Source organism: Gilliamella sp. B3482, assembly GCF_026536805.1.
Classification (GTDB): domain Bacteria; phylum Pseudomonadota; class Gammaproteobacteria; order Enterobacterales; family Orbaceae; genus Gilliamella; species Gilliamella apicola_E.
Genome location: NZ_JAFNNL010000001.1, coordinates 708,536 through 710,189, shown reverse-complemented (window position 1 = coordinate 710,189; position 1,654 = coordinate 708,536). Strand labels below are relative to the sequence as shown.

1 rRNA gene is annotated in these 1,654 nt (G+C 50.7%); it reads left to right on the top strand.

What is annotated here, in order from left to right:
• Positions 1-76: 76 nt before the first annotated feature.
• Positions 77-1,614: ribosomal RNA gene (locus J3U18_RS03210) — 16S ribosomal RNA — on the top strand.
• Positions 1,615-1,654 lie beyond the last annotated feature (40 nt).

The following is a 1,654-nucleotide window of genomic DNA, read 5'->3' as shown; positions in this document are numbered from 1 at the left end:
AAAAATTAAGTCTTGATAAGTGACACTGAAGATTCATTTGAATTATGTCAGAGACAGTTATTGAGCATCAAACTTTAAATTGAAGAGTTTGATCATGGCTCAGATTGAACGCTGGCGGCAGGCTTAACACATGCAAGTCGAACGGTAACATGAGTGCTTGCACTTGATGACGAGTGGCGGACGGGTGAGTAAAGTATGGGGATCTGCCGAATGGAGGGGGACAACAGTTGGAAACGACTGCTAATACCGCATAACGTTGAGAGACCAAAGCATGGGACCTTCGGGCCATGCGCCATTTGATGAACCCATATGGGATTAGCTAGTTGGTGAGGTAAAGGCTTACCAAGGCGACGATCTCTAGCTGGTCTGAGAGGATGACCAGCCACACTGGAACTGAGACACGGTCCAGACTCCTACGGGAGGCAGCAGTGGGGAATATTGCACAATGGGGGAAACCCTGATGCAGCCATGCCGCGTGTATGAAGAAGGCCTTCGGGTTGTAAAGTACTTTCGGTAATGAGGAAGGTGGTGTATCTAATAGGTGCATCAATTGACGTTAATTACAGAAGAAGCACCGGCTAACTCCGTGCCAGCAGCCGCGGTAATACGGAGGGTGCGAGCGTTAATCGGAATGACTGGGCGTAAAGGGCATGTAGGCGGATAATTAAGTTAGGTGTGAAAGCCCTGGGCTCAACCTAGGAATTGCACTTAAAACTGGTTAACTAGAGTATTGTAGAGGAAGGTAGAATTCCACGTGTAGCGGTGAAATGCGTAGAGATGTGGAGGAATACCGGTGGCGAAGGCGGCCTTCTGGACAGATACTGACGCTGAGATGCGAAAGCGTGGGGAGCAAACAGGATTAGATACCCTGGTAGTCCACGCTGTAAACGATGTCGATTTGGAGTTTGTTGCCTAGAGTGATGGGCTCCGAAGCTAACGCGATAAATCGACCGCCTGGGGAGTACGGCCGCAAGGTTAAAACTCAAATGAATTGACGGGGGCCCGCACAAGCGGTGGAGCATGTGGTTTAATTCGATGCAACGCGAAGAACCTTACCTGGTCTTGACATCCACAGAATCTTGCAGAGATGCGAGAGTGCCTTCGGGAACTGTGAGACAGGTGCTGCATGGCTGTCGTCAGCTCGTGTTGTGAAATGTTGGGTTAAGTCCCGCAACGAGCGCAACCCTTATCCTTTGTTGCCAGCGATTCGGTCGGGAACTCAAAGGAGACTGCCGTTGATAAAGCGGAGGAAGGTGGGGACGACGTCAAGTCATCATGGCCCTTACGACCAGGGCTACACACGTGCTACAATGGCGTATACAAAGGGAGGCGACCTCGCGAGAGCAAGCGGACCTCAGAAAGTACGTCTAAGTCCGGATTGGAGTCTGCAACTCGACTCCATGAAGTCGGAATCGCTAGTAATCGTGAATCAGAATGTCACGGTGAATACGTTCCCGGGCCTTGTACACACCGCCCGTCACACCATGGGAGTGGGTTGCACCAGAAGTAGATAGCTTAACCTTCGGGAGGGCGTTTACCACGGTGTGATTCATGACTGGGGTGAAGTCGTAACAAGGTAACCGTAGGGGAACCTGCGGTTGGATCACCTCCTTACGAAGAGCTCGTAAGTGTTCACACAGATTGTTTGTTTAGA